The organism is Comamonas sp. Z3, assembly GCF_008121565.1.
Classification (GTDB): domain Bacteria; phylum Pseudomonadota; class Gammaproteobacteria; order Burkholderiales; family Burkholderiaceae_C; genus Comamonas; species Comamonas brasiliensis.
In genome coordinates this window covers 193,360-214,522 of sequence record NZ_VOQU01000003.1, presented here as the reverse complement: position 1 = coordinate 214,522, position 21,163 = coordinate 193,360, and the positions used below count along the sequence as shown (strand labels likewise).

The window sequence follows — 21,163 nt, the reverse complement described above, 5'->3', positions numbered from 1 at the left end:
CTAGTTAATATGTGGCTTAAGCTGAAAATGCTTGGCGAGAAAAAGGCCCTGGACAGGGCCTTTTTCTTTAGCAGATCCATATGTTATTTATTAATCTCTTTTGCAATTTCTACCTGTTTTTTATGGAGTGTACAGTCACCACTAATTTCGTCAATAAATAACGAGGTGGTTTCATATATCACAATATCTTTATTGGTGCTGCTATTTCTGAGAAAAGACTTAATATTTAAGTATGACTTGATATTTTATCTTTTTGTTGGAAGCTTAGTAATAAGTTTTTTTAATGCGCAAGGAGAAAGGTATTGGGGGACAAAAAATCTTACATATTTTCTGTATGCTGGAAATGCGCTGATTTTTTATACGGTCGCATCTTCTACCAATGAAGGCGGTACAAGTAAAGAAGATTTTTTTAAGTTTCTATTGATTGCAATAATTTTCGCCTCAACAATCAGTAGTTTCATCGTCATTTATCAATGGCTGGGGTATGCTAATAATGAGTTAATAACAAATATCTGGATTTATCCTGCTTCCGGTGATAGATTCTCCGCTAATTTGGCTCAGCCCAATCATTTGGCTACATTGCTTTCTCTGGGCATCTGTGCAGCGCTTTATTTTTCGAGAAACGCAAAAAATGTTGCAATTGTCTCATTGTTTATATTGGTTTCTAGTTTTTGCATATACCTGACATACTCGAGAACATCTTATATATCTTTATTTCTTGTTGGGGTATATTACGCCTGCATTAAGAAATTCGAGAGGAAATATATTTTTCTGGGTTTTTTGCCGTTAATTTCATTATTTTTAATTGCTCATACATTTCCTTGGTGGATGGATATATCACCTTTATCTTTTGTATCCCAGGGGGACCGTGGCCTTGAGTCAGGCAGATACCTCCTATGGTCTATGGCTTGGGATGGTTTAAAAGAAAAATATTTACTCGGTTATGGCCCTGGAAATATCATTGGTATGTATAAAGAAGTGCTGCCAAGTCACTTGGGCTTTGCAGAGGGAAGTGTTCCAAGTAGTAGTCACAATATTGTTGTAGATGTTGCCTTGATGTTTGGTGTTCCTTTTGCACTGATATTTTCCTTGGTATTGATAAAAATAATAATTAAAGCATTTTATGAAGCCAAAGAATCAATTTCTGGGTACGCATATTTATCAATAATTCCAGTTGTTACGCATTCAATGCTTGAGTATCCTGAGAACTATGCTTATTTTTTACTTCCACTTTCATTATTTGTTGGGCTTGCAAATCCATTGAAAAATAATACGCAGGTTACTAAAATAAAGTCTGTCGTTTTTTATGTTGTGTATGTCACTATTTCTTTTCTTACTATCTATTCAATATTTGATTTTTATTCAATTGAAAAAAATTTCAAAAAATTAAGACTGCAAAATTTAAATGTCGAACTAAGTACCCCATTTACAGGATCTGGCAAGTGTTTTCTTAAAATGTACTGTGATTTTTTGGATGCACATCTTATTACGGATATGTCATCGCTGAATAAAGTTACAGGAGATGAAAATCAATATTTGATTGATTTGTCTCGGTCATTACCAACTCCAAAAATAATGGAAATTTCAATATTTATATCAATAAATGAAAAAGATTATTTTAGAGTAAAAAAAGAAATAATAAATTACTGTCTTTTTTTTGGGAGAGATAGCTGTATGCATCTCGAAAAAAAAATCAAGACGTATGATTCCCAATGGGGGAATTAATTTCCGACAAGGAATCTGAGCGATTGAAAAAACGGAACTAATCTGATTTCCCTCCTTTTTTCTCCAGCACCCGGACCCCGCCCATCACCATCCCCTTATCCACCGCCTTGCACATATCGTAGATCGTCAGCAGGCCAACCTGTACGGCGGTCAGGGCTTCCATTTCCACACCGGTCTGGCCTTTTAGCTCGACGGTGGCGGTGCAGAGAATGGAGCTGGATTTGGGCTCCAGCTCAAACTCCACGGCAACGCGGGTCAGGGCCAGGGGGTGGCAGAGCGGAATGAGGTCGCTGGTTTTTTTGGCGGCCATGATGGCGGCGATGCGGGCCACGCCCAGCACGTCGCCTTTTTTGGCCGTGCCGGCCTGCACAATGGCCAGGGTTTCCGGCTTCATGGTGATGCGGCCTTCGGCCACGGCGATGCGATGGGTGCTGGGTTTGGCGCCGACGTCCACCATATGGGCCTGGCCCTGGGCGTCGAAGTGGGTAAGAGAGGACATGGCGGTTCTTTCCGGCGGCAGACGGCTTGGGTTCTGCCGCCCAATCACGGTTGAGCGGAGACGGACTGGCGGCTTTACCTGGGCATCCCAGGCGGGCATGTCGCCGTCTCCATCAATCAAGGCATCATAGTGGGGTGTTGAACGGTCGGCATATGGAAGATCCATAAGCCGGCAATGCTGTGATTGCCATGCCATTTTTGATGCCAAAACTGCGTAAAGTTCATATTTTAAAAGCCCTGACAGCTTCTGTTTTGATAGCTATTCAAGCAGTCTCACCTTTGGCACCCGGTGCCCGGGCGGCGGGTTTGCCGACTCTGGGTGACGGTGCCTCGTCGCTGACCACGGGCGAGGAGCGGCGCCTGGGTGACTCCATCGCCCGCGAGCTGTACCGCGACCCGGACTATCTGGATGACCCGGTGCTGCAGGAGTATGTGGAAGGCATCTGGCTGCATCTGCAGGATGCGGCGCGCAAGAATGGCGAGCTGTCGCCCGAGCTGGAGGAGCGCTTTGCCTGGACGCTGCTGCTGGGCAAGGATCGCCAGGTCAATGCGTTTGCGTTGCCCGGCGGCTATATGGGCGTTTATCTGGGACTGATCGGCGTGGTCAGCAGCGGCGATGAGCTGGCCTCGGTCATTGCCCATGAAACCAGCCACATCACCCAGCGCCACATTGCCCGCATGATGGCGCAGCAGGGCAAGCAGACGCCGCTGATGCTGGCTTCCATGCTGCTGGGCGCCCTGGCGGCCACGCGCAGCCCCGATGCGGCCATGGCCATCATGATGGGCGGTCCGGCGGCCGTGATGCAGAACCAGCTGAATTTCTCGCGCGCCATGGAGAGCGAGGCGGACCGCATGGGCTATAGCCTGATGTCTCCTGCCGGTTTTGCTCCCCAGGGTTTTGTGAGCATGTTCGGCAAGCTGCAGCAGGCCAGCCGGCTCAACGACAACGGCAGCTGGCCCTATCTGCGCAGCCACCCCTTGACTACCCAGCGTATCGCGGACATGGATTCGCGCATTCCGCCCGGCAAGCGCGCGGCCGACCCCGTGCCTACGCTGGAGCATGTGATGATGTCGGCCCGCGCCCGTGTGATTTCCAACCCCGGTGTCGAGGTGCGCCGCCAGTGGGCCACGTTGCCGCGTTCCGGCAGTTTTTCCAGTCTGAGCCAGTTCGAGCAGGTCGCTCAGCTCTATGCGGCCACGCTCAGCGCCATGTATCTGCGCGACTGGCCGCTGGCGCGCGAGATGGTGCAGCGGCTGCTCGTGGCGACGGCAGGCAATGCGCCAGCGAATATTCAAGCCAAATGGCTGAATGCCGAGCTCGAGTTCAAGGCCGACAATTCACAGGCGGCCCTGGTTGCCTTGCCCTTGCAGTCGGTGCTGGCTCCCCAGGCTGCCCCCAAGGCGACGGCCAGTGGCAATCTGGCCGGGCCACGTGAGGCCGGGCCCAGTCTGGCCACGATTGACGTGGTGGAGCGGGTTGCGCCGCGCAGGCCGGAGCTGCTGCTCAAGACGGAGATCCTGCTCAGGCTCAACCAGGCAGGCTCCATGGCCAGTCCCTTGCAGACCTGGGTGACGGACCATCCCCGCGATGGTTCGGCCTGGCAGACGCTGGCGCGCGTATGGCGCAGCCAGGGCCAGGAAATGCGCGCCCTGCGGGCCGAGGCCGAGGCCCAGGTGGCCCACTATGACTATGCGGCAGCGGTGGATCGCTTCAAGGCGGCCCAGGATCTGGCCCGCAAGGCCGGGGCCAGGGCGGATTACTTCGAGGCCTCCATCATCGACACGCGTCTGCGTGCCGTCGAAGAGCTACTCCGGGAACAGCTGCGCGACAAGGCGGTCAATAAGTAGGCCCAGCACCGAATAAATCAGCGCGCCCAGCATGGCGGCCCAGAAGCCGGCAACGTGGAAGCCGCCCAGCAGGCCCGAGGCCATCCAGAACATCAGGCCGTTGACCACCAGCAGGAACAGACCCACGGTGACGATGGTCACGGGCAGGGTCAGCACTACGAGTATGGGCCGGATGATGGTGTTGAGCAGACCGATGACGAGGGCCGCAATCATGGCTGAGCCAAAGCTTTGCACCTGGACGCCGCTGTAGACATAGGCGACCCCGAGCAGAGCCGCCGCGCAAAGAAGCCATTTGACGAGGATTTTCATGCCGCCCAGCATAGCAGTAGGTGCTGCCTGCGCGCTGGCGCGCTGCCGGCCCATGAAAAAAGCCTTGTGCAGCGGCCACCGCACAAGGCTTTCAAGGTTTGGAAGCTGCTCTTAAATCGAGAGCGAGTCGTCGATTACAAAGCCCATCATGGCGGCAATCGCGGCCATGGTGCCAGGCAGATTCCAGCGGCCGCCGTTGGCATTGGTCTTGGCATTGACGGGGGCGGCTTGTACAGCCTCCTGCTTGGGGCGGCGGGCGTCGATGATCTGTGCTGCGCCATGTTCCTGCTGCAGCTCCGTAACCAGCTCGGTCAGCGGGCCCTTGGCCAAGACGGGCGTGACCTTGCCGCCGCTCGTCGCCATGACGGGCATCAAGGCCGTAAACAGCTTGTCGGCCCATTTGCCGCGCCAGTTCTCGCGAGCGCGATGGCTGACCCATTTGCTCACACGGTGGGTCATGCGCGGAGCACAGGCCACCAGCAACCAGTGGGAGGAAGCCGCCTGGCTTGATCCCGCCAGTGCCTCGAGCATAGGCTGGGCGTATGTGGCGTCATCCACGTAAACAATGATGGGGTTCAAAGTGCGTCCTAACGGGAACGAAGGTTGAAGAATGCGGCACCTCTGTAGGAATGTGCCGACTTGTTTCTATTGTGAGTCGTGAAGGCTGCGGTCAGTTCCCGCATTCCTTCACGAATTGCCGGGTTTTCCAGACTTAGTGGGCTGCAACCGCGGGACGGCGGCTGGCAATGAACTTGCCCAGGGCCAGCACCAGCAGCGCGCCGCCGATATGGGCTGCCCAGTACAGGGTCTTGGAGATCTCGGCCAGACCCTGTGCATCGGTGGTGCCCAGCTTGGGCATCCACAGCCACTTCTCGGTGTTCACGAACACGGGGTCGGTCACGAACATGCCGCCCGCGATCCAGCCCAGCAGCATGCCGCCGGCCACGATGATCATGGGGAAGCGCTCCATCAGCTTGATGACCAGCTGCGAGCCCCAGACGATGATGGGCACGGAAATCAGCAGACCCAGCACGATCAGCAGCATCTGGTGGTCGCCCGAGCTCTGGGCGGCGCCGGCGATGGCGATCACGTTGTCCACGGACATCACCAGGTCGGCGACGATGATGGTCTTGATGGCGGCAAACAGCTTGTCGCTGCCTTCGATGTTGTCGTGACCTTCGTCATCGGGAGCAATCAGCTTGATACCGATCCAGATCAGCAGGACGGCACCCACGACCTTCAGGAAGGGCAGCTGCAGCAGCACCATGGCAAAGGCGATCAGGATGATGCGCAGGATGATGGCGCCGGCCGTGCCGTAGATGATGCCCTTGCGGCGTTGCTCGGGGGGCAGCTTGCGGCAGGCCAGTGCGATCACGACCGCATTGTCGCCGCCCAGCAGGATGTCGATGATGATGATTTGGCCCAGCGCAATCCAGAAGGGCGTGTGGGTCAGAAAGTCCAGATCCATGTGATTTTCCTCGTTGTGGAATGCCGCTGGTGCAGTCTGCATAGGTTTGGCACTTGACGCCAGCGGGTGAAGACCAAGGTGACGTAAGTCGAAGCGCAAACCCGCGCGAGGAATCGTGCAGGGGAAGTCACTTTGATTGACCGTCATCGGCCTATCAAAGGTCTTGCTCGATTGCAGTCAGTCTGCAAACCGCATGGCCGGAAGCTTGCGCTTCGTATTGACGACCATCCGCTCATGACGCACAACATGCGTCCGATAAGCTACTCCCCTTCGAAGCTGTGCATTTCAACACAGCAGGCATGGGATTTCAAGCTCCAAAACCCATCTAGTTCACAGGTTTTATATTGAGCAGCAGTCTTGCGACGCTTTTGCACAAAGCGCGGGTAGCTACCAAAAACGCAGCAACCTTGCTGGCGCAGGCCTCATGGCAGCGGCTTATGATGCCTGCTCCATGACTGCCATCCACATCACCGACATCGAAGCGGCCATCAATTACTGGCGAGGCCGTGCCCCATCGCCCGACGGCGTGCTGCTGGCACCCGAGGTCAAGGCTCTGGCCGAGGTGTATGCGCTGATGATCTATGAATGCGAGCCCGACGTGGCCGTGGAGGGCTTTCCGTCACATGCCATGGCGGCCTGGCTGGCCTGGTTCGACACCATGCCCGATACACCCTGCATTGCCATCTGCTCCACCAGCCAGGGCGATGAGAAATGCAAGGGCTGCGGCCGCAGCTTTGACGAAGTGCAGTACTGGACGGCCATGGAGCCCGCCGAGAAGCGGGCCGTATGGCGCCGCATCACGGTCGAGGGCGATTCCTGGCGCTTCAACCGCTATGCGGAGCGCGCGGCGGAGCGGCGCGGCCAGAGTTTCTGAAGCTTATTTCCAGCGCGTGGGCTCGACAAACACCGTGCCCAGATTGCTGGACAGCGTGAGCTGGCCTTCCTGAATCGTGGCCTGCAGCTGCATGCTGCGCTCGGCCAGAGAGCCCAGCTGCTGGGCCACTTCCGAGTCGATGTAATGCACTTCCAGCTTGCTCTGGCGGGCCAGCTTGCCTTCCAGACCCTTCCACCAGACATGGGCGGCGTGGTTGAAGGGGTAGACCAGCATATGGTCCGACTTGTTGCAGGCCTTGGTGATGGGCTTTTCGTCGGGCTGGCCGACTTCGATCCACAGACGCTTCTGGCCGGTGTAATCGGTGATGTGCACGTCCGGATCATCAGGGTCGGACAAGCCAATGCCAAAGCCCAGAGTGCCGTCACCGTTGCACAGGTCTTGCAGCTTCCAGGCGTTCAGCGCCAGGGCCACCAGGCGCACCATCATGCGGTCATCTGTTTCGCTGGGATGGCGCGCCAACGTCAGATTGTGGTCGGCGTAGTAGTTGTGGTCAATGTCGGCAATCGACAGATTGGCTTTGAAGATGGTGGACTTGATGGCCATGGCGGTGCTGCCCGCAGGCAGTCCTTTTGAAAACTATCAAAAACAAGAGCTGCCAGCGCCAATAAACATTGGCTTTGGCAGCTCTTTGATGCTGAAAAGCTTGAATATAAAGCGCTAGCAGCTATCTTTTTTTTGGACCAAACTTGCGAATCAAACGCGCTTGGCCAGCTCGGCAGCCTTGCCGATATAGGAGGCAGGCGTCATGGCCAGCAGACGGTCCTTGTCGGCCTGGGGGATTTCCAGACCGTTGATCAGGCGGTGCAGATCTTCGGCCAGCACGGTCTTGCCGCGCGTGACTTCCTTGAGCTTTTCGTAGGCGCCCTGCACGCCATAGCGGCGCATCACGGTCTGGATGGGCTCGGCCAGCACTTCCCAGGCGTTGTTCAGGTCTTCCTGAAGGCGCTCTTCGTTGAGCTCCAGCTTGTTCAGGCCGGTCATCAGCGAAGCGTAGGCCAGCGTGGTGTAGCCAAAGGCGACACCGATGTTGCGCAGCACGGTGGAGTCGGTCAGGTCACGCTGCCAGCGGCTGATGGGCAGCTTTTCGGCCAGATGCTTGAGCATGGCGTTGGCCATGCCCAGATTGCCTTCGCAGTTCTCGAAGTCAATGGGGTTGACCTTGTGGGGCATCGTGGACGAGCCGATCTCGCCGGCCTTCAGGCGCTGCTTGAAGAAGCCCAGGGACACATAGCCCCAGATGTCGCGCGACAGGTCGATCAGGATGGTGTTGGTGCGAGCCATCGCATCGAACAGCTCGGCCATGTAGTCATGGGGCTCGATCTGGATGGAGTAGGGCTGGAAGCTGATGCCCAGACCCTTGGGCTCGGCGGACTCCACCACGTTCTGGCTGAAGGCTTCCCAGTCGAACTCGGGCCAGGCCGACAGGTGGGCGTTGTAGTTGCCCACGGCGCCGTTCATCTTGCCCAGGATCTTGACGCCGGCGATGTTGGCAGCGGCCTTTTGCAGGCGCACGACCACGTTGGCCAGCTCCTTGCCCACGGTGGTGGGAGAGGCGGTCTGGCCGTGGGTGCGGCTGAGCATGGGCACTTCGGCGTAGAGGTGGGCCATCTCGCGCAGCTTGGCGATGATGCCGTCGATGGCGGGCATCAGCACGGTGTCGCGGCCGACGCGGATCTGCAGGGCGTGGCTGGTGTTGTTGATGTCTTCGCTGGTGCAGGCAAAGTGCACGAACTCGGCGGCCTTCTGCAGCTCGGCGCGACCGTCGAACTTGGACTTGATCCAGTACTCCACGGCCTTGACGTCGTGGTTGGTGGTCTTCTCGATGGCCTTGATGGCGTCTGCATCGGCTTCGGAGAAGTTGGCGACCAGCGCGTGCAGATAGTCGCGCGACTCGGCCGACAGCGCGGGGAATTCGGCAAAGCCGGCATCGGACAGGGCGATGAACCAGGTCACCTCGACCTGAACACGGCGGTGCATATAGCCGTATTCGCTCATGATGGGGCGCAGTGCGGACAGCTTGGCGGCGTAGCGGCCGTCCAAGGGAGAGATGGCGGTGAGGGAGGACAGGATCATGGTGGCGCAATTGTAGGTGCGCTGCATCAGTCGCACGCAGCGCTGGGTTGCTCGGCGGCCGTGGCTGGCGCGCATGCAGACCCGGTGCGGCGGCCGCCGGGCCGCCATGGCAGCGCATAGAATCATTGCACCGGCCCGTCGCCGGTGACCCGTGTCATGGAACCGCTGCTATGAAACTAATAGGCTCCACCACCAGCCCCTTTGTGCGCAAAGTCCGCGTCGTGCTGGCCGAAAAGAAGCTGGACTATCAATTTGTCGAAGAAAATCCCTGGGAGGAAGCGCTTTCACCGGGTACGGGCAATCCTCTGGGCAAGGTGCCGCGTCTGGTGATGGATGGCACGGAGGCAATGTTCGATTCGCGCGTCATCGTCGAATATCTGGACACACTTTCGCCGGTCGGCAAGCTGATTCCGGGCACGGGCCGCGAGCGCGCCGAGGTCAAGACCTGGGAGGCCCTGGCCGACGGCATGCTGGATGCTGCCGTTCTGGTGCGGCTGGAGGCCACCTGGCCAGGCCGCAGCGCAGAGCAGCGTAGCCAGGCCTGGATGGATCGCCAGATGGGCAAGGTCCGGGCCGCGCTCAAGGTCATGTCGCAGGGATTGGGCGAGAAGCCGTTCTGCTGCGGCGGCACGCATCTGACGCTGGCCGATATCAGCGTCGGCTGCGCCCTGGCCTGGCTGGATTTCCGCTTTCCCGAGCTGGACTGGCGCGCCGAGCATCCGAATCTGGCCGCCTTGCTGACCAAGCTGGCGGCGCGCCCCAGCTTTGTGAATACCGTGCCCCACTGAGTGGCGGCATGTCAGTGACCCGTCCTGGATCAGGTTGACACCTCGGACGGTAATTCAAGCCGGCGGATGCCGCCCAAGGACGCCCGATGCACCGCATCGGGGGTTTGCATTTTCAACGATTGATGGCGGCGCTCGCTGTTGTAGATCCTCACCGACTTACCCACCATGCGCCGGGCCTGCTCCAAGTCGGCGGGCCGCTGCAGCAGCAACTAGCCTTTGAGGATGCCGTTGACCCGCTCGGCCAGCGCATTCTGGTAGCCGTCCTAGCCATCGGTCATTGAGCAGTCCAGGCCGTGGCGCTGGTGGACGCTCTGGTAGTAGCTCGAGCAGTACTGGATGCCCCGGTCCGAATGGTGCACCAGGCGCTGGTGGCTCTGGCGGGCACGCAAGGCCATCTTCAGGGCCAGGGCCCTCGGCTCGGTTTGCAGGTTGTCATGTACACGCCAGCCCACTATCTTGCGCGAGTGGGCGTCGGTGACCAGGCTCAGGTCGACGAACTTGTCGGCCGTGGGCAGATAGGTGAGGTCGGCCACCCAGACCTGCTCGCTGGCCCTGGCGCACACCGGCTGATCGCCCGCCTTGAGCAGATTGGGATAACGACGAAACCGGTGATGGCTGTCTGTGGTCTTGTGATACGCCCGCCATACGGGCACCGGCATCCGGGCGTTGCGCAGCACATCGAACAGCGCATCGCGCCCCAGGCGGATACCCGCCTGCCCCAGCGGCTGGCGCAGCAGATGGTGCAACTTGCGCGTACCCAGCCTGGGCTGGCGAACCCGCCGATCGTGCACCAACTGCACCACCGCCTCGGCCCGGCTCTCACGCTGGGCGTGGCGCCGTTGGCCCTGGTAGTACGCCTGTCGGCTCAGCCCTTGGACGAGCCGCTGGGCGAGGACTTGCCCGAAGGCTTTCTTACGACGCGCACTCCATAGTCCTTCTTGAGAACAGCCAGCATCGCTTCGAACAGCTGGGCCTTCCCGTTGGCCTCTCTGAGCTGCACTTGCAAGGCTTTGATCTGCTGCTCGGGCCTCAGTGCTGGGGGGCATGTCAGGGCATGGCTGCATGGGATGCACCACGCCCCCAACCTTGGCGACCGTGCTTGCGCAGCCACACCAGCACCGTCGATCGACCCTGGATCCCGTAGCGCGCCTGCGCTTGCCTGCACGTCAACTCGCCTTTTTTCACCTGCTCGACCACTGCCAGCTTAAAGGCCAGCGTGTAATCCCTGTGGGTTCGCTTGGAGCCTGATTCCATGAGACCTGCCTTTTCCTTCAAGAAAAGGTGTCAACCTCTGGCAGGACGGGTCACAGCCAAGAAAAAGGCCACTCGAAAGTGGCCTTTTTCTTGGGGCATAAAAAAGTTGCGAAGCATCCCGAAACGAATTAAGAGAGGGAGGGAGGAGAAGCGCTCCGGGGATTTTTCAATGGGCGTACCCACAGGCTTCGCAACTGGAAATTGGTGAATGCAGACCTGTCAGTTCATTGCACTTGACTATCAGATAAGACACTGTTGCAGAAGTTCCAGCCCTAGTGGGTTTCATTTTTGTAACAGTTTGGCAATGCCTGTAGGCAAATCTTGATGGATGCTGCCAGTGCCATGAAAAGCGGGCGCTCACCAATCTTCAATCCCGTGACATGATTGCCTGTCCTAGGTTGCGGTACCGGGCACGAACACCGCAGTCCAGAGCTTGAGTACCGCTTCGCGCTGGACTTGGGCCTGCTCCGGCTCCAGTTGCCCGGAGCGCTCGTCCAGTCTCGCCACGTGTTGCAGGCGACGCAGCTCGCGGTAGGCCTTGGCGGCTTCATAGCCCACGTCTTTGGGCAGCAGGCCCGCGTCTTCGGCGCGCTGCAGCAAGGCAATATTGCCCACGTTGGCGATCAGCTCGCGGTGTGCACCGGATTCGGCCAGCACCAGGTACTGCACGGCAAATTCCACATCCACCATGCCGCCGGGGCTGTGCTTGACGTCGAACAGGCCGCCGCGCACCGGATGGGCGCCGCGTACCCGCTCACGCATGGTTTCAATCTCGTTGCGCAGCGCAGCGGCATCGCGCGGTGCGGTGATGACGGCTTCGCGCACCGCATCAAAGCGCTGATGCAGGTGCAGGTCGGTCGCGGGCATGCCTGCCGGCGAGGGAAAATCGCGGCTGCCCAGCACAAAGCGGGCACGCGTCATGGCCTGGTGCTCCCAGGTCCAGGCGGTATTGCTGCCGCGTTGCTGCTGGTAGTTGGCATAGGACTCGAAGCTGGTCACCAGCAGGCCCGAGTTGCCGTTGGGTCGCAGCGCGGTGTCGATCTCGAACAGATCGCCTTCGCCGGTCTTGACGGTCAGCCAGTTGATGAGCTTGCGCACATAGGCCGCGTAGATCTCGGGAGCGCGGTCATCGTCGTCGTCGAAGACGAAGACGATGTCCAGATCGCTGCCGTAGCCCAACTCCTTGCCGCCCAGCTTGCCGTAGCCCACGATGCCGAAGCGCGGCGTATCGCGATGGCGGCTCTTGAGCCGGCTCCAGCACCATTGGGCCGTGATGCGCAGCACGCTGTCGGCCAGCGCGCTCAGGTCGTCGGCCACCTGCTCCACGCTGATGCGGCCTTCGATATCGCGCGCCAGGGTGCGGAAGACCTCGGCATGGTGGGCGCGGCGCAGCAGATTGAGCAGGGTTTCGTCGTCGTCTTCGCCCGTGGATTGCAGGGCGGCCAGACGCATGGCCAGCTCATGCTCGAAGTCTGCTGCGACAAAGCGTTCCTTGAGAATGGCATCGCTGGCCAGCTCGTCGATCACGCCGGGGTGTTGCTGCAGATAGCGCGCAGGCCAACGCGCCGCTCCGAGCAGATGCAGCAGTCTTTCATGAACCGCCGGCCGTTCCAGCAGCAGCGCGAGGTAGCTTTCGCGGCGCAGCAGAGGCTCCAGCCATTGCAGAAAACGCTTGGCTGCTTCCTCGCCGGACTGGCCGCTTTCCACCCATTGCGCGGTGCGTTCCACCAGCCTGAACAAGCGCGCACGGGCCTCGTCACGCAGGCCGTTGATGCGGGTGTTGCTGCGCCAGTCCGCGACCTGGCCGGCCAGTGACGGCGGCAGGGCCTCGATCAGCTCCTCGATGTCGCGTGGCGTGGGCGGACCACCTGCCGCCGCCTTGGCGGCATTGCAATGGCCGTTGCTGCACTGCTGGGAGTCACCGCCCAGCAAGGTGTCGAACTCCTGCGCCACCAGTTCGCGGTGCTCGTCCAGCTGGTGCAGAAAGCCGCAGGCATCGGCATAGCCCAGGGTACGGGCAATCCACAGCAGATCATCGTCGCGCGTGGGCAGCACATGGGTCTGCTGGTCGTCCAGGTACTGGATGCGGTGCTCCACCTGGCGCAAGAAGATGTAGGCGCGGCTCAGGGCGTCGGCAATCTCGGCGCTCATCAAATTGGCCTGCACCAGGCGCTGCAGGGCTTCTAGCGTAGGGCGGCGCCGCAGCTCGGGGAACTGGCCGCCGCGCACCACCTGCAGCAGCTGCACGATGAATTCGATCTCGCGGATGCCGCCGCGCGAGAGCTTGACGTCGTTGGCGCGTTCGGGGTGGCCCGCGCTGCGCTTGGACGCATGGTCGCGGATCTGACGGTGCAGGCTGCGCAGCGAGTCGAACACCGCATAGTCCAGATAGCGGCGGAACACAAAAGGCAGCACCACGCTGCGCAGAGCCTGGACGTTGGGGGTCTGGATATCGGCCAGCGGCGCCACGATGCGGCTCTTGAGCCAGGCAAAGCGCTCCCACTCGCGGCCATGAATCTGCAGATATTCCTCCAGCGAGGACAGCGAAACGGCGGGGGCGCCTGAATTGCCGTTGGGCCGCAGGGCCAGGTCGACGCGAAAGACAAAGCCGTGTTCGGTGGTGTCGCCGATCAGGCTGAAGATGCCTTTGACGGCACGGCCGAAGTATTCGTGGTTGGAGATCACGCCGCGCCCGTCGGCCTTGCCCTGGGTGTCGCCGTCATGTTCGTAGACGTAGATCAGGTCGATGTCGCTGGAGACATTGAGCTCGCGGGCGCCGAGCTTGCCCATGCCTATGACCCAGAACTGGACTTCCTGGCCGGCAGGGCCTTGAGGCGCACCATGCCGGCTGTCGAGTTCGGCGCGCACCTGGGTGCAGGCGCGGTCCAGGGCCAGCTCGGCCAGCTCGGTGACGGCCTTGGTCACCACGGCGAGAGGTGCCTGCTGTTCGCAGTCCAGAACGATGATGCGCTCCATCACCAGCTGGCGCAGCACGCGCAGTGCCGCAGAGAGGTCCAGGCCACGCGACTGCAGCGTGCCCAGGGCCTGCTCCATCAGGGCCCGGTCGGGGGCTCCCGGCGGCAAGGCGTCAAACCAGTTCTCGTAACGGCGGTGAAGGCGCTGCACAAAGCGCGAGTACTGGGCCGGGGAAGGAACATTGAGGGCGTTTTCTGCCATTGCTTGCTCTGGGGACTGCATGCGGACCGTAAAAAATGGTGTCAGGCAGGCAGGTAATCAGCTCGGCAACGTGTGGTTACCGAAACGCGCACGGGGGCGCCGGTCATAATTCCTGCCATTGCTAGGCCACCGATGATCGAACCGAAACCACTCCCAACTCGCCAAATTCATAGGCTGGCCAGCTTGGCACGGTGGTCTCTGGGACTGGTCCTGAGCCTGTGGCTGCTGCTGGCCACCGTGTGGGGGGTGCTCCATTTCTGGATTGTGCCGCGAATCGAACAGTGGCGCCCCGAGCTGGAATCCCTGGCCTCACGCAGCCTGGGTGTACCGGTTTCCATAGGCCGGCTGCATGCGTACCGATCGGGTCTGGTACCAACTTTCGAGCTGGGCGACGTAGTCCTGCATGACCCTGCGAACAAGAGTGAGGCCTTGCTGCTGCCCAAGGTGGTGGTGGCGGTCTCTGCCCATTCGCTGATGACCCTGGGCGTGGAGCAGATATACCTTGAAGGGCCGGATCTGACGGTTCGACGCGATACAGACGGCCAGATCTTTGTGGCCGGCATTGCCGTGTCATCCGACCCGGGGCAGGGGGGCGACTCCGACTGGATCTTCTCCCAGCCCGAAATCGCCATCCGAGGCGGCAAGCTGCAGTGGGTGGACGAGCTGCGCAATGCCGCGCCCTTGCAACTGCAGGATGTGGATCTGGTGCTGCGCAACAAGCGCTGGCATCACTCCCTGCGGCTGGATGCCACGCCGCCGCAGGGCTGGGGCCAGCGCTTCACGGTCATGGGCAACTTCAAGGAGCCGTTGCTGTCGGTCCATGAAGGGCGTCTGGAGCGCTGGAGCGGACAGGCCTATCTGGACTTCACGCATATCGACCTGTCGCATCTGGGCCAGTATCTGGGCCCGCAGGACTGGAAGCTGCAGCAGGGCAAGGGCTCGGTCAGGGCCTGGCTGGATGTGGAGCACGGCCAGCCCGTGGGCGCGGTGGCCGATGTCGCGGTACAGGCGCTGCAGCTGCAATGGCGGGACCGACCCGAGCCCCTGGCTCTGCAGGCCTTGAGAGGGCGTTTGCGGGCCAAGAATCAGAACGGCTACCAGTTTTCCGTCCAGGGACTGCAGTTCACGGCCGACGACGGGCTGAACTGGCCAAGAGGAGACTTCAGCCTGCGCTATGTGCCGACCGGCGCTTCCGAGCAAGGTAGCCAGGGCGAACATGGTGATGTTCAGGCCGATGGCATCGACCTGGCCATTGCGGCGCAGATGCTGCAGCGCCTGCCCCTGCCGCCAACCGCTCAGAGCCAGCTCAGGGCGCTGGCGCCGGCAGGACAGCTGAGCGATCTCAAGCTGTCCTGGCGCGGACCTCTGCAGCAGTTGGCGCAGTACAAGGCCTCGGGGCGGTTCGAGCAGCTGGGCTTGCGTTCCCAGGCCTCGGAGGAGGGCCCCCACAGCATAGGCATTCCCGGCGTACGGGGCTTGAGCGGCAAGTTCACCCTGGACCAGGACAGCGGCGAGGCCACGCTGACCAAGACGCCGGGAGTCAATCAGGCCATGCTGAGCTTCCCCGGGGTGTTTGAAGACCCTGATATCCCGTTCGATCAGCTCGACAGCCTGGTGCGCTGGCAGCTGCTGGACAAGGGCCAGACCATCAAGGTGCAGGTGCCCCGGCTGCGCTTTGCCAATGAAGACACGGCCGGCCAGGCCCAGGCCAGTTGGCAGTCCGGGGCCGGGACCAAGGACCAGCCGCGTTTTCCGGGGCTGCTGGATCTGCAGGGCCAGCTCAGCCGTGCCAAGGGTGAGCGCATTTATCGCTATCTGCCCCAGGACCTGGGCAGCGATGCGCTGCGCTATGTGCGCGAGGCCATCACCACGGGCCAGGCCAGTGCGGTGAACTTCCGTGTCAAGGGCGAACTCGAGCATGTGCCGTTTGAAAAGCCGGGCAAGGGCGAGTTCCACATCAGCGCCCAGGTGCAGGACGTGAACTACCAGTTTGTGCCCGGCTATCTGCTCAGTCCTGGCGAAAAGCCCTGGCCGCCGCTGACCAGGCTTTCGGGCGAGCTGGTGTTCGACCGCAACTCCATGCAGGTGCGCAAGGCCAAGGGCTTTCTGGGTCATACCGCCATCGTTGTCGATGAAGCGCAGGCCGGCGTGGCCGACTGGAACCAGACCGAGGTGGAGGTCAACGCCAAGGCCCATGGTGCCCTGGGCGATATGCTGAACCTGGTGCAAGGCTCCGCACTGTCTGCGCTGACCGCTCATGTGCTGGATAGCAGCCGGGCCACGGGCAATGCCAAGCTCAGCCTCAAGCTGCATCTGCCCACCCTGCACATGGAGCGCAGCAAGGTACAGGGAGAAGTGGCGCTGTCGGGCAATACGCTGCAGCTGATGCCCGAGGTGCCCGCGCTCAGCCAGTTGCGCGGCAATGTTCAGTTCTCGGAAACCGGCTTTCAGCTCTCGGGCGTGCAGGCCAGAGCGCTGGGCGGTGACGTGCGCATCGAGGGCGGCATGAAGCCCGGTGCCGATGCCGCCACGGCTCCGGTCCAGCTGCGCGTGGACGGCATGGCCACGGCCCAGGGCCTGCGTGACGCCAAGGAGATGAGCGAGCTGGCGGCTCTGGGCAGGCATCTGCAGGGCCAGGCACGCTATGGCCTGCAGATCAAGGTGTTGCACAGCGTGCCGGAAATCAGCCTGCAGTCCGAGCTGCAGGGCATGGCGGTCATGCTGCCGGCGCCCTTGGGCAAGGCGGCCGACAGCTTCCTGGCCTTGCGCGTCAACCGCACTGTGCCCGCTGTGGCCAAGCCGCTGACCGACCAGCTCAGCGTGCAATGGGGCAATCAGGCCGCAGCCCTGCTGGAGCGCGATATCAGCGGGGCACAGGCCCGCATCACGCGCGGCAGCCTGGAGCTGGTGGAGTCTGGCAAGGCGGAAGCCGCATTGCCGCCTGCGGGTCTGCAGGCCAGGGTGCAGCTGCCGGTGCTGGATCTGGATGCCTGGGGGAGGCTGTGGCCCGAGGGCGAAGCGAGCGCTGCCGATGGCCCCGTTGCCGAGGAAGAGAGCTGGCGTCAGTTTGTGCCTCAGCAACTGGCGCTCAAGGCACGCGAGGTCAAGCTCCATGGCCGCTCGCTGCACGATGTATCCCTGCAGCTCAGCCATGCCAACAAGATCTGGAGCAACCAGATCCAGGCGCGCGAGCTGGCCGGGCGCATTGAATATCGCGAGGCCAGTGCGCAGGAGCCTGGCGGCCTGGTCATCGCCAAGCTCTCGCGTCTGAGCATTCCCGACGGCCCGGACGAGGGCATGGAGGCGGCGGCCGCCCAGAGCAGCGATTTGCGCGAGCTGCCGGCACTGCAGGTCAGTGTGGACGACTTTCAGTTGGGCAAGCGTTCGCTGGGCAAGCTGGATGTGGTGGCGCGCAACCACGGGCTGTCCCTCGGCGTGGGCAAGCGCGAATGGCAGCTGTCGCGCTTCAATATCAGCACACCCGAGGCGACCTTGACGGCGCAGGGCTCCTGGGCGCTGCGCTCCGGCGACCAGAAGCACCCGGGCCAGACCCAGCTGCAGTTCCAGCTCCATCTGCGCGATGTGGGCAAGCTGCTCAATCGCTTCGACATGCCCGGCGTGGTCGCCAATGGCCAGGGCGAGCTGCAGGGGGAGATCGGCTGGACCGGATCGCCCGTGACGCCGGGGTTCAAGACCATGTCCGGCGCCGTGCACCTGGAGGTGCAAAAAGGCCAGTTTCTCAAGGCCGAGCCGGGCCTGGCCAAGCTGCTGGGCGTGCTCAGCCTGCAGTCCCTGCCCAGGCGATTGACGCTGGATTTCCGCGACGTGTTCCGCAACGGCTTCTCGTTCGACTTCATGCGAGGCGATGTCACCATAGAGCGCGGCATTGCCAAGACGAATAACATGCAGATGAAGGGCGTGAACGCAGCCGTGCTGATGGAGGGCTCTGCCGATATCGACAAGGAAACCCAGGACCTGCATGTGGTGGTGGTGCCGGAGATCAACGCCCTGTCCGCCTCCCTGGTCGCCACGGCCATCAACCCCGTGGTGGGGCTGAGCAGCTTTCTGGCCCAGATGATTCTGCGTGGCCCGCTGATTGCGGCCACGACCAAGGAGTTCCATATCCACGGCAGCTGGGAAGATCCGCAAGTGACCGAGCTGCCCAGACGCAGCGTGCCCAAGACCGGTGCCGACGATGCCGGCAAGCAGCCCGCTGGCGCTACAGGCTCACAGGAGAAGCCATGAAGATTGCCGCTCTACAAATGGTCTCGGGTCAGGATGTCGCCGCCAATCTGGCGCAGGCGCGCAGCCTGATGCAGCAGGCCGCCGCCCTGGGTGCGGAGCTGGTGGTGCTGCCCGAGTATTTCTGCGCCATGGGCGCCAGGGACACCGACAAGCTGGCCTACCGCGAGGCCTTCGGCCAGGGGCCGATCCAGGACTTCATGGCCGGAGCCGCCAGGCAGCTCCAGCTGTGGGTGGTGGCGGGTACGCTGCCGCTGCAGGCGGCTGACGACAGCCAGGTGCTCAATACCAGTCTGGTCTATTCCCCCGACGGCGAGTGCGTGGCCCGCTACGACAAGATCCACCTCTTTCAGTTCGACAATGGGCGCGAGAGCTATACCGAGGCCGCTGTGGTGCAGGCGGGCAGCCAGCCCGTGGTCTGCGACATACAGGCCAGAGACGGCACCCGTTGGCGCCTGGGCCTGAGCATCTGCTACGACCTTCGCTTTCCCGAGCTGTACCGCGCGCTCAGTGCCCAGGGCGCCGACCTGCTGCTGGTGCCCAGTGCCTTCACCTACACCACGGGCCAGGCGCACTGGGAGGTGCTGCTGCGGGCGCGGGCGATAGAGAACCTGGCCTATGTGCTGGCGCCCGGCCAGGGCGGCGTGCATGAAAACGGCCGCCGTACCTGGGGCCACAGCCTGCTGATCGACCCCTGGGGCGAGGTGCAGGGCCTGCAGGCCAGCGGCACCGGCGTGGTGGCGGGCGAGCTCAACCGTGACCGCTTGCTGCAGGTGCGCCAGCAATTGCCGGCCTTGACCCATCGTGTGCTGTGACTGAACCGCTGAATACTGCTCTTGACGAACTGCCCGAGGACCATCCTGCCCATTGGCCCTGGCGGCGCTGGCGCATGGCCTGGAAGCGCTGGTCCCTATGGACCTTGCTGGTGGCACTGGTGGTCAGCATGCTGGTCACCATGGTCTGGCTGGCCGGACGCTATGAAGCATCGCAGGTGCAGGAAAAGCTGGAGCGCGATACCGCCAATGCCATCGGCGATATCCGTGCGGCGCTGGGCCGCAATCTGCAGGATCTGCTGGCGCTGAGCGCCTACAGTGGCAAGCACTCGGCATGGCGCGAGCACGCGACCGAGCTGCTGCAGCAGCGCCGTGACCTGATGCGTATCGAGTGGCGGGGCGAAAACATGCGCCTCATCGAGCATGCCGAGACGCCTTATCGCACCCTGCTGGTCGAAGACGAAAGCCATTTGCCCGAGCTGCATTCGGGCGAGGCACTGACCTGTACCCAGGCCAGGCGCGTCAACGGGCCGTCGTATTCGCCCAGCCGTTTCCAGCTGCTGGGCGAAGGCCTGGGCACCGAGACCATGCAGGTCTGCATGCCGCTGACGGAGAACGGCCATGTGGTGGGCTATGTGCTGGGCACCTACAGCCTGCAGGGCATCCTGATGGCCCAGGTGGGCAAGTCCCTGCCGCGCACCCAGGAGGTGTCGTTCACCGAGCCGGACGGCACGCGTCTGGCCATGGTGGGGGCGGCCTGGCGCGGCTCGCGCATGTTCACGGCCCAGCAGCTGCTGGACCTGCCCGGCAACACCCTGGTGCTGCGCATGGACAGCTGGCATCATGCGCCCAGCGTCTTTCCCAATGTGATGACGGCGCTGGTGACCGGCATGTCGATCGCGCTGGTGACGGTGTTGGTTGTGCTGGTGCGCGACAACCGCCGTCGCCTGCGCGCGGAACGCGATCTGGGCGATGCGCTGGCCTTTCGCAAGGCCATGGAAGATTCCCTGGTCACGGGGATGCGTGCCCGCGATCTCCAGGGGCGCATCACCTATGTGAACCCGGCCTTTTGCAATATGGTGGGCTTCAGCGCGCAGGAGCTGCTGGGCCTCAATGTGGCGCCTTACTGGCCGCCCGAGCTGGCCCAGGAATATGTGAGCCGGCGCGATCAGCGCCTTGCCGGCCTGCTGCCCACGCCGCGCCAGGGCCACGAGAGCGTGTTCATGCGCAAGGACGGCTCGCGCTTTCCGGTGCTGATTTTCGAGGCGCCTCTGATCACCGCCCAGGGCCAGCACACGGGCTGGATGAGCGCCTTCATCGACATCAGCGAGCAGCGCCGCATGGAGGAGATGTCGCGCGCCTCGCTGGAGCGTCTGCAGGCCACGGCGCGCCTGGCGACGGTGGGCGAGATGGCCTCCATGCTCAGCCATGAGCTGACGCAGCCGCTGGCCGCCATCTCCAGCTATGCCACGGGCTCGCTCAATCTGCTGGCACAGGAACCTGATACCGAGGACCCGCAGCTGCAGGATTTGCGCATGGCCCTGGAGCGCATCAGCTTTCAGGCCGATCGTGCGGGCAAGGTCATCAAGAGCGTGCGCGACTTCGTGCGCCGGCGCGACAAATCCAGGGAGGTCGTGCAGCCCGCGGAGCTGATCGATGCCGTCATGCCCCTGGTCTATCTGCAGGCACACAAGCTCAATGCCACGGTGCAGCTGGATCTGGAGGCCGATCTGCCGGCGGTGCTCTGCGATGCCACCATGGTCGAGCAGGTGCTGCTCAATCTGGCGCGCAACGGCATGCAGGCCATGGACCAGCCTGCGTTCAAGGACAGGGTGCTGACCCTGACGGTCAGGCGCAGTTCTGACGGTCTTGGCGCGCGTTGGGTAGAATTTTCCATCATGGACTGCGGCGCCGGCATTTCTGCGGAAGTCGCCGAGCAGCTGTTCACCCCCTTCTTCACCACGCGCACCGAGGGCATGGGCCTGGGCCTGAGCCTGTGCCGCACGGTGGTGGAGCAACATGGTGGTCATCTTGATTACCGCCCGCACCTCCCGCAGGGCACGGAGTTCGTCTTCACGCTGCCGGCCCACTGGGAACCCAGAGAGAACTAGGC

General features: G+C 61.4%; 14 protein-coding genes and 1 pseudogene. 7 read left to right on the top strand and 8 right to left on the bottom strand.

Annotated features, from left to right (window positions below):
• The first annotated feature begins 9 nt into the window (after nt 1-9).
• Nucleotides 10-1,725 carry a PglL family O-oligosaccharyltransferase gene (locus tag FSY59_RS09530; protein WP_148728872.1) on the top strand — a complete coding sequence of 572 codons (1,716 nt, stop codon included), beginning with the start codon at nt 10-12 and terminating at the stop codon, nt 1,723-1,725.
• Between the two features lie 37 nt (nt 1,726-1,762).
• On the opposite strand, the gene moaC is transcribed toward FSY59_RS09530, so the two are convergent.
• Complete coding sequence (moaC, locus tag FSY59_RS09525) at nt 1,763-2,224, bottom strand: cyclic pyranopterin monophosphate synthase MoaC (RefSeq protein WP_148728871.1); 462 nt, start codon at nt 2,222-2,224, stop codon at nt 1,763-1,765.
• A gap of 200 nt (nt 2,225-2,424) precedes the next feature.
• On the opposite strand from moaC, the gene FSY59_RS09520 reads away from it, so the two are divergent.
• Complete coding sequence (locus FSY59_RS09520; protein WP_148728870.1) at nt 2,425-4,071, top strand: M48 family metalloprotease; 1,647 nt, start codon at nt 2,425-2,427, stop codon at nt 4,069-4,071.
• Here the strand turns inward: FSY59_RS09520 and FSY59_RS09515 are convergent.
• The 3 genes from FSY59_RS09515 to FSY59_RS09505 all read right to left on the bottom strand — a co-directional run bounded on the left by FSY59_RS09515 (nt 4,030) and on the right by FSY59_RS09505 (nt 5,848).
• Nucleotides 4,030-4,380, bottom strand: a complete 351-nt coding sequence (locus FSY59_RS09515) for a phage holin family protein (RefSeq protein ID WP_029158475.1) — start codon at nt 4,378-4,380, stop codon at nt 4,030-4,032. The genes FSY59_RS09520 and FSY59_RS09515 overlap by 42 nt on opposite strands.
• A gap of 111 nt (nt 4,381-4,491) precedes the next feature.
• A complete protein-coding gene (locus tag FSY59_RS09510; protein ID WP_003060111.1) occupies nt 4,492-4,959 on the bottom strand; it encodes a hypothetical protein in 468 nt (155 codons plus the stop codon).
• Nucleotides 4,960-5,092: 133 nt separating this feature from the next.
• Nucleotides 5,093-5,848, bottom strand: a complete 756-nt coding sequence (locus FSY59_RS09505; RefSeq protein ID WP_003060114.1) for a TerC family protein — start codon at nt 5,846-5,848, stop codon at nt 5,093-5,095.
• Between the two features lie 424 nt (nt 5,849-6,272).
• Here FSY59_RS09505 and FSY59_RS09500 point away from each other — a divergent pair, with 424 nt between their 5' ends.
• Nucleotides 6,273-6,722 carry a DUF3717 domain-containing protein gene (locus FSY59_RS09500; RefSeq protein WP_003060116.1) on the top strand — a complete coding sequence of 150 codons (450 nt, stop codon included), beginning with the start codon at nt 6,273-6,275 and terminating at the stop codon, nt 6,720-6,722.
• Nucleotides 6,723-6,725: 3 nt separating this feature from the next.
• Here the strand turns inward: FSY59_RS09500 and FSY59_RS09495 are convergent, their stop codons facing one another.
• Nucleotides 6,726-7,286 carry a YaeQ family protein gene (locus tag FSY59_RS09495; RefSeq protein WP_003060119.1) on the bottom strand — a complete coding sequence of 187 codons (561 nt, stop codon included), beginning with the start codon at nt 7,284-7,286 and terminating at the stop codon, nt 6,726-6,728.
• 150 nt (nt 7,287-7,436) lie between these two features.
• Nucleotides 7,437-8,816, bottom strand: a complete 1,380-nt coding sequence (gene purB / locus FSY59_RS09490; protein ID WP_148728869.1) for an adenylosuccinate lyase — start codon at nt 8,814-8,816, stop codon at nt 7,437-7,439.
• A gap of 170 nt (nt 8,817-8,986) precedes the next feature.
• On the opposite strand from purB, the gene FSY59_RS09485 reads away from it, so the two are divergent.
• The gene (locus tag FSY59_RS09485) at nt 8,987-9,604 is read left to right on the top strand and encodes a glutathione S-transferase C-terminal domain-containing protein (RefSeq protein ID WP_003060124.1); all 618 of its coding nucleotides are present in this window, start codon (nt 8,987-8,989) and stop codon (nt 9,602-9,604) included.
• Between the two features lie 29 nt (nt 9,605-9,633).
• Here the strand turns inward: FSY59_RS09485 and FSY59_RS09480 are convergent.
• Both FSY59_RS09480 and glnE read right to left on the bottom strand, forming a co-directional pair.
• Nucleotides 9,634-10,858: pseudogene (locus tag FSY59_RS09480) on the bottom strand (IS3 family transposase).
• 393 nt (nt 10,859-11,251) lie between these two features.
• A complete protein-coding gene (gene glnE / locus FSY59_RS09475; protein ID WP_148728868.1) occupies nt 11,252-14,035 on the bottom strand; it encodes a bifunctional [glutamate--ammonia ligase]-adenylyl-L-tyrosine phosphorylase/[glutamate--ammonia-ligase] adenylyltransferase in 2,784 nt (927 codons plus the stop codon).
• A gap of 183 nt (nt 14,036-14,218) precedes the next feature.
• Between glnE and FSY59_RS09470 the strand changes: the two genes are divergently transcribed.
• Genes FSY59_RS09470 through FSY59_RS09460 form a run of 3 tightly spaced genes read left to right on the top strand, consistent with a single transcriptional unit; the run spans nt 14,219 to nt 21,161 of the window.
• Nucleotides 14,219-18,280 carry a YhdP family protein gene (locus tag FSY59_RS09470; RefSeq protein WP_148728867.1) on the top strand — a complete coding sequence of 1,354 codons (4,062 nt, stop codon included), beginning with the start codon at nt 14,219-14,221 and terminating at the stop codon, nt 18,278-18,280.
• Nucleotides 18,277-19,092: a carbon-nitrogen hydrolase family protein gene (locus tag FSY59_RS09465; protein ID WP_148728866.1), complete on the top strand. Its 816-nt coding sequence runs from the start codon at nt 18,277-18,279 to the stop codon at nt 19,090-19,092. The genes FSY59_RS09470 and FSY59_RS09465 overlap by 4 nt, the downstream gene beginning before the upstream one ends.
• Entirely contained in the window at nt 19,089-21,161 is a 2,073-nt protein-coding gene (locus FSY59_RS09460; RefSeq protein WP_148728865.1) for a nitrogen regulation protein NR(II), read from the top strand. Before FSY59_RS09465 ends, FSY59_RS09460 begins: the two co-directional genes overlap by 4 nt.
• Nucleotides 21,162-21,163 lie beyond the last annotated feature (2 nt).

What these genes read in the sequence shown, in the direction of transcription:
- FSY59_RS09530 (WP_148728872.1), top strand. Translation starts at nt 10, where the DNA reads ATGTGGCTTAAGCTGAAAATGCTTGGCGAGAAAAAGGCCCTGGACAGG.
- moaC (WP_148728871.1), bottom strand. Translation starts at nt 2,224, where the DNA reads ATGTCCTCTCTTACCCACTTCGACGCCCAGGGCCAGGCCCATATGGTG.
- FSY59_RS09520 (WP_148728870.1), top strand. Translation starts at nt 2,425, where the DNA reads ATGCCAAAACTGCGTAAAGTTCATATTTTAAAAGCCCTGACAGCTTCT.
- FSY59_RS09515 (WP_029158475.1), bottom strand. Translation starts at nt 4,380, where the DNA reads ATGAAAATCCTCGTCAAATGGCTTCTTTGCGCGGCGGCTCTGCTCGGG.
- FSY59_RS09505 (WP_003060114.1), bottom strand. Translation starts at nt 5,848, where the DNA reads ATGGATCTGGACTTTCTGACCCACACGCCCTTCTGGATTGCGCTGGGC.
- FSY59_RS09500 (WP_003060116.1), top strand. Translation starts at nt 6,273, where the DNA reads ATGGCAGCGGCTTATGATGCCTGCTCCATGACTGCCATCCACATCACC.
- FSY59_RS09495 (WP_003060119.1), bottom strand. Translation starts at nt 7,286, where the DNA reads ATGGCCATCAAGTCCACCATCTTCAAAGCCAATCTGTCGATTGCCGAC.
- purB (WP_148728869.1), bottom strand. Translation starts at nt 8,816, where the DNA reads ATGATCCTGTCCTCCCTCACCGCCATCTCTCCCTTGGACGGCCGCTAC.
- FSY59_RS09485 (WP_003060124.1), top strand. Translation starts at nt 8,987, where the DNA reads ATGAAACTAATAGGCTCCACCACCAGCCCCTTTGTGCGCAAAGTCCGC.
- glnE (WP_148728868.1), bottom strand. Translation starts at nt 14,035, where the DNA reads ATGGCAGAAAACGCCCTCAATGTTCCTTCCCCGGCCCAGTACTCGCGC.
- FSY59_RS09465 (WP_148728866.1), top strand. Translation starts at nt 18,277, where the DNA reads ATGAAGATTGCCGCTCTACAAATGGTCTCGGGTCAGGATGTCGCCGCC.